This window comes from Fervidobacterium sp., assembly GCA_026419195.1.
GTDB lineage: Bacteria > Thermotogota > Thermotogae > Thermotogales > Fervidobacteriaceae > Fervidobacterium.
This window is the reverse complement of the sequence record JANZZV010000003.1, coordinates 77,885-93,791: the sequence shown is the minus strand read 5'-3', so window position 1 is coordinate 93,791 and position 15,907 is coordinate 77,885. Positions and strand designations below refer to the sequence as shown.

Sequence of the window (15,907 nt, the reverse complement as noted above, 5' to 3'; positions counted from 1 at the left end):
TCCATAGCGAGGTGTTAGGATGCTCGAAGACTACTACATGAAATTGGCACTTAAATTAGCCAAAAAAGGATTAGGGTATGTGAATCCGAATCCACCTGTTGGCGCTGTTATAGTGAAAGATGATGTAATTTTAAGTACCGGATATCATGAAAGATATGGTGGCTTTCATGCTGAAAGAAATGCTATTTTGAAAGCAAGGCAGAAAGGTGTAGATTTATCCAATTCTACTTTATACGTGACCCTTGAACCATGTGATCATCATGGTAAAACACCACCGTGTACTGACTTGATTATCGAGTCTGGTATTAAACGTGTTGTTATTGCATCAAAAGATCCAAATCCAATTAGTGGAGATGGCATAGCAAAACTAAAAAAAGCAGGTATTGAAGTAGAAGTTGGAATCTTAGAAAAAGAATCACACAAGTTAATGAAATTTTTCTTAAAATATGTAACTAAAAACCTACCCTATGTCACTCTGAAATATGCGAGCACCTTAGATGGTAAGATAGCGGATAAATATGGGAATTCAAAATGGATAACTGACGAACTTAGGAAAATGGTGCATAAACTGAGAGTTGAACACATGGCAGTAATGGTTGGTAGCGGGACGGTAATTAAAGACAATCCTCAGCTCAACATCAGACTTACCAAATCCAAGAAATCCTCACCAATCAAAATTATCCTGGATAAAGAAGGTATTACACTTGAAGATTGGCACATTTACAATGTATATAAGGACCAAACCAAAGTAATAGTCTTTACCGAAAAATTGTTTAAGAACCTTCCAAGACATATAAAAACGATAAATGTTACTGAACCAATTGAAATTTTAAAAGCTTTGTACACAGAGGGTATTGACTCGGTATTGATCGAAGGTGGCTCAACTCTCTTTTCACAATTCTTACCACTATCAGACGAGATTTATGGTTTTTATGGTGCAAAAATACTTGGTGAAGGCAGAGATATATTTGCATTGATTTCTAAAAACTTGGAAAATGCCTACAATTTTTCTATCAGAGAACTAAGAATTTCAAAGAACAAGAAAGAATTCTTGGTGGTGATGGAAAAATGTTTAGCGGGATAATCCAGCAAGTACAACCTGGAGAGTTGGTAAGTGGGGTATTGAAAATCAAAAGATGTTGGGAGAATTTGTCAGTTGGTGAAAGCATAGCAGTCAATGGTGTATGCCTTACACTTACTAAGTTTGACAAAGAATTTATGTATTTCGATGTTGGGCTCGAAACATTGTCAAAGACGAATCTTGGAAAGTGTAAGCTTTTCAATTTAGAAAAGGCGCTCAAAATGGGAGATAGTATCTCTGGTCATTTTGTAACTGGACATGTTGATGGTACGATTAAATTCATATCAAAAAACAGTGTTGCAAACACAACATACATGAAATTTTCTATCCCATCAGAGCGTTGGGCAATATCAAAAAAAGGATCTATAACACTCAATGGAATAAGCTTAACAGTTGCCGATGTTGACTTTGACACCTTTATTGTCCAGATAATACCACATACATTGGAAAAAACAAACCTTAAACATCTAACACCGGGGGAACACGTAAACTATGAAATAGACATACTGGCAAGATATATAAGGAACGTAATAATTCAAAAGGAGATGACAAAACAATGGGAATTTTAGAAAAAATAAAAGAGGAATTCCTGAGTGGTAAACCGATTGTCTTAATAGACGAAGAAAGAGAACTGGAAGCAGATTTTGTCTACCCAGCACAAATGATAACAGATGACATAGTGGAGTTTATGACAAAGTACGGGAAAGGACTATTTTGTCTTGTTGGTCCTCAAAATGAACTGTTAAGACGAGGATTCTTCAGACTACCATCAAACTATAGTGCAAATTACTTTATACCTGTGGATTTTCCATCAACGAAATTATCAACAGGTATACCCGCTAAGGAACGGGCTATTACCTGCCAAAAACTAGTTGATGAGACTCTAACAATAAGTAACTTTAAGTATCCAGGGCATGTCACATTAATTGGTGCCATAGAATTTTCTAAGCGTAAAGGACACAGTGAATCATCAATCGAACTACTTAAAATGTTAGGTTTCAAACCATACTCTGTCATAATAGAAATCTTAGACGAAAAAGGCGATTCGCATAACTTACAATACATAGATGAAATATGCGAAAGATTTAATCTCGCAAAATTGACAATCAAACAGGTATGGAGAGAGTACATTAAAAATAATCAATTACTCAAAATTAAAGCATGTGCAAACTTACCAACAAAATTTGGTGTATTCAAAGTACTATCTTTTGACAATAACTTAGATCAACAAGAGCACTTCGCTTTATTAAAAGAATACAAAGGAATTCCGTTAGTAAGGATTCATTCCGAATGTGTAACGGGTGACTGTCTCAATTCACTAAGATGCGATTGTGGCTCACAACTTGAGAAAGCACTTAAAATTATTCAAAAACATGGAGGAATACTTTTGTACTTGAGACAAGAAGGAAGAGGAATTGGTTTAAGTTGGAAGATAAGTGCTTACGAGTTGCAAGATTCTGGTATTGATACATATGATGCCAATATTAAACTTGGATTCAACCCAGACGAAAGGGACTACGCAATTGCCGTTCAAATGCTTAAAACCTTAGGAATCACAAAAATAAAACTTTTAACAAATAACCCAGACAAAGCAAACCAACTTGAGAATTACGGTATTAAAGTTGAGGAAAGAATACCATTGATAGGAGAAATACAAACACACAATATAAGATACTTGAAAACGAAAGTAATGAAATTCGGACATACTATTAGTGAAATCACAAATGTGGAGGGATGAGGATGCGTATCTGGGAAGGCAGCTATAACGGTGAGGGGTTGAAATTTGGAATAGTAGTTTCAAGATTTAACAGTGCAATAACCGATAAACTATTGGAAGGTGCTTTAGATTGTTTACAAAGACACGGTGTAAAAGATGAAAATATAGAGGTTATCAAAGTTCCAGGTAGTGTTGAAGCTATTTATGCATTGAACATCATGAGTAAGAATACGGAAAAATATGACGGAATAATAGTTTTAGCTGCCGTCATACAAGGTGAAACTTACCATTTCAACATTGTAGCAAACGAAATAGGAAAAGCTGTTGCTCAGCTCAACCTCACATCTCAAATACCAATATCTTTTGGAGTACTAACAACCGAAACTGTGGAACAAGCTTTGAATAGAGCCGGAATAAAAAGTGGAAACAAAGGATTCGAAGCAGCCATGGCTGCACTTGAAATGGCAAACTTAAGAAAAATTTTAAAGCATGGAAATTAAAAGTGTTACTTAGACTGATAATCTTCCAGTATAATTTCAGTTGTAAATGTATACATGTGAGTTTATGTGCTTAGATTCAAAAAATTTTGTGCCAAAATATCTGAAATAAATGGTGCTGATCAAAGGAAAAAGGCATCGAAAGAAACACTTGAACAAATGGAAAAAGCCTCACAAAACGTATCAGCATTAGTCCAACAAGTAACAAGCAAAGTAGAAGAAATATCAACAAGTTTCCAAGACGTGACAAAGTCATCAAACCGAATAGAAAACTTAGCAGCGAATTCGACCAGCAAAGCGCAGCAGCACAAGAAACGAATAGTGCGATGAGAACCGTATATCAAAATCCACGGTTACAATAACACAATAAATAACGAAACTGGCAAACCATTTCAGACAAATACACTTATCATTGAATGAAAAAATTCATCGGAAGAGTTAAAAAAGTATTGAACATACTGGAAAAAAATCAAAATACAAAAACAAGATAGTACCCGGCAAGGGTACTATCTTTAATACTATCTTTAATATGAGTATATGAGGAAAACAGAGCAACAACTTGACAAAAAAAAATGAAAAATGGTTAAATGTACTTATGAATAAAAAATTTTAAACGCAACAAAATATGTAATAGTTTTCAAAAAACTAACTCATATAATAAATGTTTATAACTACCTACATCAGTTGAAAAATCTTAAAGCTTCCATGACAACAATCCAAACTCCGCATAAACAGGCGCGGCACTGATAATTGGAAAAAACAATTTATTCAACAAATGGCATAAATTCAACAAAACTTGAAAATCGCTCTGTTTTAAAAACCATTTCCGTACCTATTATGAAAACAATATTACGATTGTGAACACGGGAGATAAAGCAAATAATGAACAACTCTGAAGTTGGAACAAACCAAAAAACAGGTCCGGAGTCAGGAATCCAAGGGCAAGTAGGTAAAGAGTAAGTCATAAGAAGACACGCTTAATGAAAGCTAAAATAAGAGGTACGGAAAAACGCAGTCTAAAAGCAAGAATTTAAGAGCATTCTGGAATCCAAGAGTCAGGAAGGTACTTCTCTCTGAAAGAGATGGGAACTGCGCTAAGATAGTTGTATTTTTAGCTGCTTGTTTGCGTGCTATGGTTTTGGGTAAGATGGATGTTTGGACGTGAATGAGCGAAAACAAAGAGTTTTGATATGAAGCAGATGTTTAGGTATAGAGTTATGAGTTGAGGATTTTGGGGATGGTTGATACCATAATAGGTTTATGAAATCCGGTTAAGAATGACACGACCAAATGTTAGACAACAGTCAGTGTATGCAAGCAGGGGTAAGATTTTCACCGGACATGTGTTTATAGTAATTGTTTAAGTTGTTGGAAAAAATTGAGCTTTGAGGGAATGGTGCGTAATGGCATTATTAAGTTGGAAATTGTACATAAATTAAGTACACATGCAATATTGGTACGAAAATAAAAACATAGGATAACGAAAACGTTATCACTGAAGTAATTGTTAAGTTTAAAAGAAAGATTAAACCACCTTAAACCGACTCTTGGTTTTTGTTTTACTATGCTAGTGTACGACTGTTGAATTTACTTATTGATATAATATCTTAAAATGCGTACTTTACTCCTATCTGTGTTGGAAAGACTGGAATTATTGGTATGAGCCCGCCACCTAAAAAAATAGTAGCATTTGCCAATAGGTAAAATCCCAAACCATCATACTGTGTTTCAACTGCAAGTCCGCCGTAAACTCCTATTGTGTTTCCATTGTGAAACATACCGTAGCTTATTCCACCAGTTAAGTAGTTTTCAAAGTTGGGTATCAACGAAATTTTGAAACCTATACCTGCGTTAACATCGGCTCGCCAATACCCTTGAAGGTTCTGAAGTGCATTACCAAAGACAAATATAGCAACAGGGGAATTGGTATGAAAAGCGAATCCGATACCTACACCACCAGTTAAAATTTCGGCTGAGAATCCTAAGCCTAAAGTAAGGTTGGCTGTCTTTTGTTGCACTTGTTGCGAAAATACCAAAGTTGACAAAATAAAAACAGAAAGTATGACAACAAATCTCATAGTTCTCATACCAATCACCTGATCATCTAAACTGTACAAAACTGTACACGTCTAGATGGCTGGGGTATTTCTTACCGCCTTTCGAGTTGTCCCTTCCCCAGCTGGCGGTATTTGGGACAACTATAGCCTTCTGTAGTGTTTTTTTATCTAAGCTACCATTTTCGCAATTCTCAAGTGTTATTTTGCTGCATACCACGAATTGTCTGTTCTCATCTTTCCTGTATTCAATTCATATGCTTTTTTTAGCTTCTTAAAAAGCTGGCTTTTATTTTAAGCTAAACTAAAATTTATCATCGCAATGCTTTTCTTATTAAATAATATCATATTACGTATCATAACACAAGATTTTGCTGAATGAGTGATATAATAATTTTATCTAGATGAGATGATTCTCGGAGGGAATATATCAGGTGAAAAAATTTTCTTGTATTTTATTTCTAATTGTTTTGTTAAGTAATATTTTTTGTTTGGATTTCTCTTTGTATGGTCACAAGGACAGTGTGTGGCAGGTTGAAACAGATGGAAAACTTCTTTATTCTGTTGGTGCTGATGGCATGTTAAAGGTTTGGGATGATAATTTAAGAATTATTCAAAGTCTGAGTACACACAATAGTTGGGCAAGGTGTGTTGGACTTTATGAGGGGTTTATGGTTGTTGGAGGGTACAAGCCAGATAATGTTCTAAGGGTATATGAGAAAAATTCTGGAAAGTTGTTAAGTGAATTGATTGGACACAAGGGTTCTATTTTTTCTGTTGTATTTTATAAAGATTACATTATATCCGGTGGATCTGATAATATGCTTATCTTTTGGAAACGGTTTTCAGAGTTCAAAAGATTGAATATCCACGATGGATGGATAAGAAGTCTTTTAGTGGTTGACGATTGGTTATTCAGTGGAGATGAAAAAGGTAGAGTCAACATTGTTGATTTGAAAAATTTTGAGTTGATAAAATCTTTTGAACTTAAAAGCCAGATATTGTCGATGGTACGTTTGGTAGAAGTAAATTCAAATTCTGATGTTGTATTGATTGGATTAATGGATGGAAGTATATACAAACTCAGTCGAGATTTAAAGTTGCAAAAAGTGGCTAAATTGCATGAAGGAATATATGCTTTGAGGGTTTACGGAAACTATGTTGTTGCAACTCAAGGTGGTGGGGTTGTTTTTTTGGATGTTAAGAAAAATTTTGATATTGCTTATCGTTTTGAGATTTCACCTGCTGAATTGACATCTGTTACTGTTTTAAAGGGGAAATTATTTGCTGGTAATAGGCAAGGAGAGGTATTCTGTTATACCTTAGATGGAAAGTATATTTCTAAATCATCAAGGCATTTCTATTCTTCTATTAGGTTACATGCAGATAGTAATTTCCTATATGTTGGACGTGAAGATAGTGTTTTAGAAGCATACAATCGAAGTTCCGGAATGGTTGCCTGGAGTTTGAATCTGAACAGTTCAGTACGTTGCATTGAAAAGTATAAAGGTAACCTTGTGGTTACAACAGGAAATGGTAATGTATATTTCATAGCTAATGGTAAGATTCTAAGGCTGTTTGTTTTGGAAAATGCTTGTATCAGTACAGCGGCTGATGAAAAGAGATTGTTTTTGGGAAGTTATGAAGTTGTGTATGAGTATTCGTCTAATGCTTTCCACAAGTTGTTTTCTGTGGTTGGAACCTGGATTACTTCTGCTGTTTTATATAATGATGTCTTGTTTATTGGTACGAACACAGGTGAATTGTATGAATTTAATCATGTTAGAAAAAGTTATTCAAAAGTTGGTAATTTTGGCTCTGCTATTGTGAAGTTAATTGTTGATGAAAAGAGGTTGCTGATATTTTTACACAATGGCATATTGAAAGAATTGTCTTTAGTAAATAAGACCATCTTACGGGAGAAAATTATATTTATGCCTATTTATGACGCTGTTTTGATAAAGAAATACGGTGAGAAATTGGTAATCGGTGGTAGTTTTTTGAGAATGGATGTAAGTGATTTGGAATTCGAAGCACCTGTAGTTTCTGTTGCTTTTTATGCGAATAGTGTATTCGTTGGTTTGTCAAACGGAAGGGTTATGGAGCTTGAAGGAACAAAGGTTGTCAGACAATTTGCATCTAATTTGGGAAAGGTATCAACTTTGTACGCTGATGATACGGTGGTTTCTGGTCATGAGGACGGAAAGTTAGTTGTGTGGAACTACGATGAAAAAACAGGAAGTTTTCACATTTCCAAGGTTTTAGATGATCATACGGATGCGGTGAAAAAGATTGTAAAGATCGGGAATAAAATTTTCTCTGCGTCAAGCGATAAAACGATAAAGGTGTGGGACCTAAACAGTGGTAAGTTGATCAACACTCTTTCTGGACACAAGGGTTATGTGTGGGCACTCTATTCTATTGGGAATTATTTGATTAGTGGTGGTTGGGACGGTAGAATTATCCTTTGGGATGTGATTTCCAACAAATCTCTGAGGATTTATGAAACAAATTTATCTGTAACTGATATTTTTGCAATTTCAAATGATAAAATTTATGCATCTACGTTGGAAGGTTATGTTTTAAAGCTAACGTCTAACGGTTTTGAAAAGAATAGATTGTGTAATGATACACTCTGGTCTATCGATGGAAAAGGTGGTAAAATTACGAGTGTATACACTGCAGGTTGGGATGGTTATGTGTATGTACTCGATGATAAATTAAACGTGAAATTAGTTAAGAAATGCCACAATTCAACAATATTCAAGGTTATGATATATGGCGATTTTATTATAACAGCAGGAACTGACAATCTCATGAAAATTTGGAATAATAATTTTGTACCTGTTGTTCAGTACAATAATTTTAAGCAGTCGATTTTAGCCATAGCTATCTCAAAAAGCACGGGGAGAATTGTTACAGCGCAAGGTGTTGGACTTTACAAAATTGATATTTCAATTATTCTTAAATGATTACAAAGATGGGGGTTATAATGTTTATGGAAAAGACGATAAGTACTTCGGTGATATTCGATGGAGTTTTATTGAGAGTTTTAAAAGATGAAGTCTTGCTTGAAAATGGAGTTGTAAGTGTTAGAGAGTATGTGTTGCATCCCGGGGCTGTTGCTGTTGTGCCTGTAACAAGCGATGGTAAAGTCGTTCTTGTTGAACAGTACAGATATCCGGTGAAACAAAGTTTGGTGGAAATACCAGCAGGTAAATTTGACAAACCAGACGAGAATCCTATTGAGTGTGCTCAGCGAGAGCTTGAAGAAGAGACTGGTTACAAAGCTGGGAAATTTATTTATCTTGGATATATACATACAACACCTGGTTTTTCAAACGAGGTGATATATTTGTATTTGGCTCAGGATTTGTACAAAGGTACAATGGCTCCAGATGAGGATGAGATACTTAAGGTACACATTGAGGATTTTGATGATGTGGTAAAGAAATGTATTAATGGAGAGATCACAGATGTAAAAACAGTGATAGGGATATTAAGAGCATATTTCAAATTAAGAGGTGAAAGATGATGGTTAGGGTTATTATAAACGGCAAAGAGGAAATGCATAACGCAAATGATTTTGAAAATTTCGGAGACTTTCTCAGGAGAATGATTCCAGCTGGAAAGGTTTTGAAAAGTCTAAAAGTTAACGACAAACTTGTCCCAATTTCTTATGTTGATGAACTGAAAGGTGCAAAAATTGATGAAGATATATTGATAGAGATGGAAATTGTTAACACTGTTGAGTTCTTGAAGGATACTTTGAAGGATGTGCTTGGTTATATAAATAATGTGAAAACTTTGCTACCAAGAGTTTCGAATAATATAATAATTGGGAATGAGGATGGATGGAAAGCAATAAAAGATCTGTCCGATGGGATTTCTGCAATGGAAAATTTGAGGAATTCAACAAATCAAATTACTAAACTTCCGGAAAGTGAACTTGGAATGTCTATAACCTTAGAGGAAGTAACCTCGACGTTGAGAGAATTGCTTGCTGCTCTTGATAAAAAAGATAATCTTGAGATTTCGGATATTGTGGAAAACAAGATTCCTCGTGTGCTTGATTTTTATATTGAGTACTTTTCAAAGGTTCTTGAAGCCTTAACAAGGGTAAATTAAGACCCTTATTTCAAGGAGGAATGCTTATGGATTACACTGAACAAATGGTTTTAACGGCCAGTCCCGCCAAGTTGATAGAACTTTTGCTTGATAAGGCGATAAGTGTCTTGGAAGATGCTAAAAGATTGATTGATGAAAAAAATTACACAGAAGCCAACGATAAGATAGTAAGAGCACAAGATATCGTTATGGAGCTTAATTTGGCTCTTGATTTGGAAAAAGGCGGTGACATAGCCAAAAATTTGAGAGCACTTTATAACTATATGTATAGAACTTTAGTTGAAGCGAATATAAAGAAAGATAAGAATATGATAGACGATGTTAAAACTCTGCTTTCTGATTTGCTATCAACTTGGCGCGAGGCTATGAAATCGGCAGGAAGCACAGCAAGTCAGATAGACGTTAATAAACCGAGAATTAATCTAACTTTTTAATCCTTTCGTGTATTGTTGTAGGTGAATTGAATGAGAATTTCTTTTTTTATTTCCAATATATTTTTCATTGCATTTGTTGTGGCTCTGGTTATTTCGATTATATTTTTCGAGATAGGTTTGCGAGCTTTGAGAAAGGAAAGTGAGCGTAAGTCAAAGGAAAGTAATGCTTTAGGTTTTCGATGGCTATTTTTTGCGCTTGCTTTTCTTTTCCTCTCGATAGTTTTCTCTTTGTTCAAATTCTAAGTAAAAAAATCAAAAGGCATTGCTGCAAACCACAAAAAATGTGGTAAAATTGTTTTTGCAGAACATCTCAAATTGGAGGTGGTATAATGGAGATGAAATTTTTGACATTTCACTTAGGTGAAGAGTTGTTTGCCATCAATATAATGAAAGTGGAAAGGGTTAAAGAATACGAAAAAACCACAAAGATGCCGAATATTGCAGATTACGTTGAGGGGATAATCAATTTAATGGGGGAAATAGTTCCAATAATTAACTTGAGAAGGAAATTTATGCTTGAGGATTTTTCTAATAAGGAAAAGACAAAGATAATAGTTGTTAAATTAGAAAACGGAAAAAAGGTTGGTTTTTTAGTCGATGATGTTAGGGAAGTTTTAACTGTTACAGATGATTTAATAGATGAGCCACCAGCACATGTAGGTGGAATTTCTAATGCTAAGTTTATTTCTGGTGTTATAAAATTACCTTCGGAGATGGTTTTGACACTTGAGGTAGATAATTTACTTACTGCGGAAGAAAAGTTTGCACTGTCAAAATTGGCATGAAGACCATCTTGAAAAAAGTATGATTTGTGATAGAATATTCAAGGTTTTTGTGGGTGTGTAGCTCAGTGGAAGAGCACTTCCCTCACGAGGAAGGGGTCGTAGGTTCAATTCCTACCACACCCACCAATGAAAAAGCTGTTCAGGCAGGCTTATAGCCTGCCTTTTTTATTATGCTTTTCCTGTCCAAAGTTTGAGAAGGTTTTTGAATATAACTATGACTGCATATACAACGGCACCTACAATTATAGTTATAACTTCCCTGTAAAGAGTGATAAATACGGGGGCTTTTATGTGGCAAAATGAGTTAAATATGGAAACTAATGCAAACGTTCCGAGGAAATCAAAGATTATTCTTATGTATTTGTTTCTAAAGTCTGTAGATAGTAGAAGGATTGGTATAAACAAAAGCTCTTTGATCCTCGGCCTTATTATGAAGACATTTTCAAGTACGAGTCTAATCTTTTCTTCGGATTCAGTTACATATCCATAATTTCCGCTTCTTAGTATTACGTAAGCGATTGTGGTTGCAATGAGCAACACGAACAAGAAGACAAACAGTGTGAGTTGCTTTTTGTCAAGTTTCGTTTTTTTGGGTTTATCGTTTTGGCGCAATGAAAGCAGGACTTTTAATCCAACGATTGCTGGAAGAATTGTAAGTGAAGCTTTTACACCCCTGTATGTATCGAGATCGTTTAAATATTGGAATGAATACAGCGAAAAATTGGTTAGCGTGCCCAATATGAAAAAGTTTGCTATTTTTGTGAAGTTGTTTTTTGATGAAAAATAACAAGCAACTGTTCCAAGTATGCTTACTATACTTACAAAGAGCCAGTCTACACGAAATAGCAAGAAACAAAAAGTTGCAATTGGCATTTGTAGAGAGACATATAAGCCAAGGAGTACTGAAAATATTTTTGTGTTCCAATTCGAGTTGTCTGGCTTTGGAATTTGATTATAAATTTGAAAGAAATTGCTAAATTTCTCAAAAGCTTGGAGTGATACATCTGAATTTGGTAGTACTATAACCTCAACACTTCTTTCAACGACCGCTCTCCAAAGTCTTTTGAATAATGAGAATGAGTTATATCGTTGTAATTCCTTTGGCTTAACATAGTGCACTTTTACTATTTTGTCGTACCTGGTCTTCTGGTAGAAACTTCTGACAAAGATTGTATCGCCGTAAAATTCAAGATTTCCGACGTATTTACCTTTGATTTTTTTTAAGAAGTCTTCTTCCGATAGTTCCACTTTTTCAAATGGTATAATCAACTGTGTGTCTGGTTTTATTTCTTCCTTACCTGTGTAAAATAAGATGCGAGGATCGTTATCGAAAAAAACTGTAACTGAGAGATTTGATCTGTCGATAGGCACTCTGAGAATTGTTGCACATAATATGGTTATTGAGAATAGTGCTATTATTATGTTTATGTAATTCTCATTTTTTGAAAAAAGAGGTACTTTCAAATCTTACCACTCTCCAGCTCCAGCAGCTGTAAAACGTTTTTTAATTCTCCGCTCAAATCGGCTATGAAATTGTATTCTTTTCCTCTAAAGTTGAACCTGATCTGTGTGCAATGTAGAAAATGCCTTTGTAATTTGTATTTTTTTGCGAATAGTCTGTTAAGTTTGAAATCGCCATAATTTTTGTCACAAACTATAGGGAAACCTTTTAAAGATAAATGCTTTCGTATTTGGTGCTTTCTACCGGTTTCTATATCTACATCCACCAGTGATAGTTCAACATTTTCGCCGTCAAGATGAATCTTAAAATATCTTACAGGTGTCAGAATAGTTTTTGCGTATTGGTTATCGATAGGTTCTTCTATAACTAACTTTTGAACTTTTCCAAAAACCAAAGCCATGTATTTTTTTTCGACGTTGCGTGAGGAGATTATTTCACTTATCTGTCTTGCGATATTTCTATCTTTCGCAATGACCATTACTCCCGAGGTGTCTTTATCCAGTCTGTGGACCAGAAAAGCTTCAAATCCGGCTTTTTCGCCATAATATTTCAAGCCTTCAATTAAAGATGGTTTGTTAATGTTCTTACCAGGATGAACAGATAAGTGTGCTGGTTTGTTGATGACAAGAAGTGTTTCATCTTCGTATATTATATCCAATTTCATTTTGACTGGTTTTAGTTCTTTGTATTCCCTGTTGTATTTGTTAATGTCTTCTCCCATTATTTGTACTAAGTCTCCTAAGGTAAGTTTCGTTGAAGGATCTTTAACTTTTTGTCCATTAAGATGCACTTTTCCAGTTCGAAAGAGTTTATAAATAGCACTAAGCGGTACATTTTTAAGCACCTTTCTAAGAAACTTGTCTATTCTTGAAAAGTAATTTGACTCATCCACATGCCACTCGAATACGTGTCCTAATACGTTTGTTTGTTTAACATTGTTTACCATTCATGCAACACCTTCTTCCTATATGATAATGAAGGCTGTTAAATATCAAAATAGATGTTTATCTAGCAGTTCTGATACAATAGTTGATGGTAAGCTTGCAAACTTTCTAAAATATTGTTCGTATTCTGCATGAGCATTTTCTTCACTTGTATCGACTATTACTTTTAACGAGCAAAATTCAATTCCATTTTCTTGACAAACCTTTGCTATCGCAGCACTGTCCATATCAACAGCTAAGGCATTGTATTTGTTGTACAAATCTTCTTTTATTTTTTTATCGCTAACAATAAGATCACCGCTCACCATAGGACCCAGTATAATATTTTGATAAACGTCTTTTATCTTTTCTATAAGCTTTGTGGATGCAAATATTGGAAGTATGTTTCCTCCCTGAAAGTCATGTTCATAGTATTCTACCCCACATACTACATCGCCTATCCTTAAATGTGGCGAAATAGAACCTGCTGAACCGCAATGTACAACATAAGATGGATGAAATTTGTCTATTATTGCTTGAACTATCATAGCACTCTCGACTTTTCCTACAAACCCGTACAACGTCACTACTTCGTTACCACCAATTATTCCTCTTGAGTAATTACGTTTTATCAATTCTCCATTTTCTAACAATGGTAGCAATTCTCTAAAAACTCCTATTATCTCTTCTTTTAAAACACCTGTAACGACAATCATAAAACCACCCCGTGAATAAATTTAAGTTGCAGGCAAATGCAATCTCGGCTTTCGATGATGAACAAAAAATCCTCACCATATGTAACTTGCAATTTATTTATTTTCCTCCTCTTATTGCAATATGGAGTTCAACATCTTCGGCTTCGAAAAGTGTTACTGGTAGTTTTATTATAATGCCTTCGGCTGTTATTCTCATATCTTTACCGGTTATAACAGTTGGAGGTGTGATGTCTATTTTGTAGCCTAATTTTTCTAAGTTAGTTGCAATGCTTCCAGAGGTCATGTTTCCTAATTCGCCTATTGCGCTAAGTGAAAGTTCGTCTATAGTGTTGTACTCCATTCCCATCATTCTTGAAACTATGTTCAACGCTGTTTTTTCGCTGAATGAGTAAACAAAGTTACCTTCGATATCACCGATAAAGCCTATAACCGTGACAATATTATATTTCGGTGTAATATCCTTGACAGCTTGTGGTTTTCCAAATTGTGCTTGCATTTGCAATACTGCTTCGTATGTACCTTGTGCGGAAGCCAAAACCGAATTAACGATCCTCACATCAACCATGCCTTAGCACCTCCCAGAACTTTTCAAAGTCTGTATCGTAAGTGTATCTGCCAAATTTTCCCTCTGACAATTCTTTGAAAAATGAAAAACGTGCTCTTTCTATGTCAATTATTCCTCCCTTTTTTAAAAATCCGCGTTTCTTTCCGAAATCCTCAAGTAATGTGTATAATTCAATGTCTAAGGCAGCAGCGTTTTTGTAGATTGAAAATGCCATCTCGAAGATATCATCAGAGGCACTTTCGATTGGAAGAGAACCTATCAACAATAGTTTTGCGGCAATCTCTTTTGAGAAGATCTTGGAATACAAAATTCCAGGTGAGTCAAGTACGGTTAAGCCTTCTACACTCACCCACTGGACACCGCGGGTTATACCCGGTTGACCACCTGTTTTAGCCTTGTGACGACCAAGTAATTTATTGATAATAGTTGATTTACCGACGTTTGGAACACCGACAACTGCGATATGTGGATTTTCTTTATTTATTACACTTTTTATAAAGCTTACAAGTTCTTTTTTAGTTGTATCTTTGTTTGTCAATATAGCTGGGAACTGATTTGAGATTTCTTTTAACCAGAGCCTGTTGTAATTTGGATCCGACAGATCCGATTTGTTTAACAAAAAAATCTTTGTCTTATCTTTAAAGATTTTAATTTCAAAGCTGGTTGTTGCAACTGGGGTTCTTGCATCTAAAGTAATGAGTATTATATCTACTTTTCTAATGTTTTCTTTGATTTGTTTCTTTGCCTTTTGCACATGTCCAGGATACCAAATATTTATTTCCTCATTTTTACTTTGTTTTTGCATCTTATCACGTCCGCAGTTAATTTTAAAAGACTTCAAACCTTTGGAACGACAAGTGTTCCTACATTCTCACCTCTAATAGCCTTTCTTAGGTTACCATCTTCAAAGAAGTTCATGACAAGTATTTTCATATTGTATCTCCTACAGATTGAAAATGCTTCTGTGTCCATTATCTTAAGATCTTTTTCTATCGCTTCATCGTAAGTTATCACATTGAATTTTTTTGCATCACTATGTAACTTTGGGTCTTTATCGTATATTCCAGACACCTTAGTTCCTTTGATAAGCAATTCAGCTTTCATTTCAACAGCTCTAAGTGCCGCACCAGTATCAGTAGTAAAGAACGGGTTACTTGTACCGCCAGCAAATATAACCACGTAACCAGCATCGAAGTATAGATCTATATCATCGTAATTAATCAACTTTACCGAGGGAAGGGTAACAATTTGAGAAACAACAACAGTTTTTATTCCACAATTCTCAAATCTGTCCTTAAGGTATAGAGCGTTTATAACGGTACCAAGCATTCCTATTTGATCAGAGATAGTTGGTCTTAGTCCTTCAAAATCTCTTCCGCGGAAAAGATTTCCTGCACCAATAACAATACCAAGTTTAGTACCATAATCAGATATCTCTTTTATTTCATTTATGAGATAACCAACGTGGTCATCACTAAACCCTTTTTGTGCTTCACCACTTAGTACCTCACCACTTAATTTTAACAAAACGCGTCTGTACATAGT

Annotated in this window: 18 protein-coding genes and 1 tRNA gene; 12 read left to right on the top strand and 7 right to left on the bottom strand. The window is 35.0% G+C overall.

All coding sequences use genetic code 11. From position 1 onward, the window contains the following. The first annotated feature begins 19 nt into the window (after window positions 1–19). The 5 genes from ribD to N2Z58_02375 all read left to right on the top strand — a co-directional run bounded on the left by ribD (window position 20) and on the right by N2Z58_02375 (window position 3,625). Window positions 20–1,084, top strand: coding sequence for a bifunctional diaminohydroxyphosphoribosylaminopyrimidine deaminase/5-amino-6-(5-phosphoribosylamino)uracil reductase RibD (gene ribD, locus N2Z58_02395; GenBank protein MCX7653513.1), 1,065 nt, complete (start codon window positions 20–22; stop codon window positions 1,082–1,084). Beyond that, a complete protein-coding gene (locus tag N2Z58_02390; GenBank protein ID MCX7653512.1) occupies window positions 1,069–1,650 on the top strand; it encodes a riboflavin synthase in 582 nt (193 codons plus the stop codon). The genes ribD and N2Z58_02390 overlap by 16 nt, the downstream gene beginning before the upstream one ends. Continuing rightward, window positions 1,638–2,819 (top strand): bifunctional 3,4-dihydroxy-2-butanone-4-phosphate synthase/GTP cyclohydrolase II, encoded by a 1,182-nt coding sequence (locus N2Z58_02385; protein MCX7653511.1) that lies wholly within the window; start codon window positions 1,638–1,640, stop codon window positions 2,817–2,819. The genes N2Z58_02390 and N2Z58_02385 overlap by 13 nt, the downstream gene beginning before the upstream one ends. A 2-nt stretch (window positions 2,820–2,821) precedes the next feature. Beyond that, entirely contained in the window at window positions 2,822–3,298 is a 477-nt protein-coding gene (ribH, locus tag N2Z58_02380; GenBank protein ID MCX7653510.1) for a 6,7-dimethyl-8-ribityllumazine synthase, read from the top strand. 66 nt (window positions 3,299–3,364) lie between these two features. Beyond that, window positions 3,365–3,625, top strand: a complete 261-nt coding sequence (locus N2Z58_02375) for a hypothetical protein (protein ID MCX7653509.1) — start codon at window positions 3,365–3,367, stop codon at window positions 3,623–3,625. A gap of 1,277 nt (window positions 3,626–4,902) precedes the next feature. Here the strand turns inward: N2Z58_02375 and N2Z58_02370 are convergent. Then, window positions 4,903–5,382 (bottom strand): hypothetical protein, encoded by a 480-nt coding sequence (locus N2Z58_02370; protein ID MCX7653508.1) that lies wholly within the window; start codon window positions 5,380–5,382, stop codon window positions 4,903–4,905. 401 nt (window positions 5,383–5,783) lie between these two features. On the opposite strand from N2Z58_02370, the gene N2Z58_02365 reads away from it, so the two are divergent. The 7 genes from N2Z58_02365 to N2Z58_02335 all read left to right on the top strand — a co-directional run bounded on the left by N2Z58_02365 (window position 5,784) and on the right by N2Z58_02335 (window position 10,822). Next, window positions 5,784–8,321 (top strand): hypothetical protein, encoded by a 2,538-nt coding sequence (locus tag N2Z58_02365; GenBank protein MCX7653507.1) that lies wholly within the window; start codon window positions 5,784–5,786, stop codon window positions 8,319–8,321. Between the two features lie 26 nt (window positions 8,322–8,347). Then, window positions 8,348–8,884 carry an NUDIX hydrolase gene (locus N2Z58_02360; GenBank protein ID MCX7653506.1) on the top strand — a complete coding sequence of 179 codons (537 nt, stop codon included), beginning with the start codon at window positions 8,348–8,350 and terminating at the stop codon, window positions 8,882–8,884. Next, window positions 8,884–9,477, top strand: a complete 594-nt coding sequence (locus N2Z58_02355) for a hypothetical protein (GenBank protein MCX7653505.1) — start codon at window positions 8,884–8,886, stop codon at window positions 9,475–9,477. The genes N2Z58_02360 and N2Z58_02355 overlap by 1 nt, the downstream gene beginning before the upstream one ends. A gap of 26 nt (window positions 9,478–9,503) precedes the next feature. Next, window positions 9,504–9,911: a flagellar export chaperone FliS gene (gene fliS / locus N2Z58_02350; GenBank protein ID MCX7653504.1), complete on the top strand. Its 408-nt coding sequence runs from the start codon at window positions 9,504–9,506 to the stop codon at window positions 9,909–9,911. 30 nt (window positions 9,912–9,941) lie between these two features. After that, window positions 9,942–10,154, top strand: coding sequence for a hypothetical protein (locus N2Z58_02345; protein MCX7653503.1), 213 nt, complete (start codon window positions 9,942–9,944; stop codon window positions 10,152–10,154). Window positions 10,155–10,240: 86 nt separating this feature from the next. Beyond that, complete coding sequence (locus N2Z58_02340) at window positions 10,241–10,696, top strand: chemotaxis protein CheW (GenBank protein MCX7653502.1); 456 nt, start codon at window positions 10,241–10,243, stop codon at window positions 10,694–10,696. A gap of 51 nt (window positions 10,697–10,747) precedes the next feature. After that, window positions 10,748–10,822: transfer RNA gene (locus N2Z58_02335), tRNA-Val, on the top strand. 42 nt (window positions 10,823–10,864) lie between these two features. On the opposite strand, the gene N2Z58_02330 is transcribed toward N2Z58_02335, so the two are convergent. The 6 genes from N2Z58_02330 to pyrH form a co-directional block, all read right to left on the bottom strand. Further along, window positions 10,865–12,160, bottom strand: a complete 1,296-nt coding sequence (locus N2Z58_02330; GenBank protein MCX7653501.1) for a DUF5693 family protein — start codon at window positions 12,158–12,160, stop codon at window positions 10,865–10,867. Continuing rightward, window positions 12,157–13,104 (bottom strand): RluA family pseudouridine synthase, encoded by a 948-nt coding sequence (locus tag N2Z58_02325; protein ID MCX7653500.1) that lies wholly within the window; start codon window positions 13,102–13,104, stop codon window positions 12,157–12,159. The genes N2Z58_02330 and N2Z58_02325 overlap by 4 nt, the downstream gene beginning before the upstream one ends. A 45-nt stretch (window positions 13,105–13,149) precedes the next feature. Further along, on the bottom strand, window positions 13,150–13,797 hold the full coding sequence (gene mtnN / locus N2Z58_02320) for a 5'-methylthioadenosine/S-adenosylhomocysteine nucleosidase (GenBank protein ID MCX7653499.1): 648 nt from the start codon (window positions 13,795–13,797) through the stop codon (window positions 13,150–13,152). Between the two features lie 97 nt (window positions 13,798–13,894). Next, window positions 13,895–14,362 carry a chemotaxis protein CheX gene (locus N2Z58_02315; GenBank protein MCX7653498.1) on the bottom strand — a complete coding sequence of 156 codons (468 nt, stop codon included), beginning with the start codon at window positions 14,360–14,362 and terminating at the stop codon, window positions 13,895–13,897. Continuing rightward, window positions 14,355–15,167 (bottom strand): 50S ribosome-binding GTPase, encoded by an 813-nt coding sequence (locus N2Z58_02310; GenBank protein MCX7653497.1) that lies wholly within the window; start codon window positions 15,165–15,167, stop codon window positions 14,355–14,357. Before N2Z58_02310 ends, N2Z58_02315 begins: the two co-directional genes overlap by 8 nt. 32 nt (window positions 15,168–15,199) lie before the next feature. After that, window positions 15,200–15,904 carry a UMP kinase gene (gene pyrH, locus N2Z58_02305; GenBank protein MCX7653496.1) on the bottom strand — a complete coding sequence of 235 codons (705 nt, stop codon included), beginning with the start codon at window positions 15,902–15,904 and terminating at the stop codon, window positions 15,200–15,202. Window positions 15,905–15,907 lie beyond the last annotated feature (3 nt).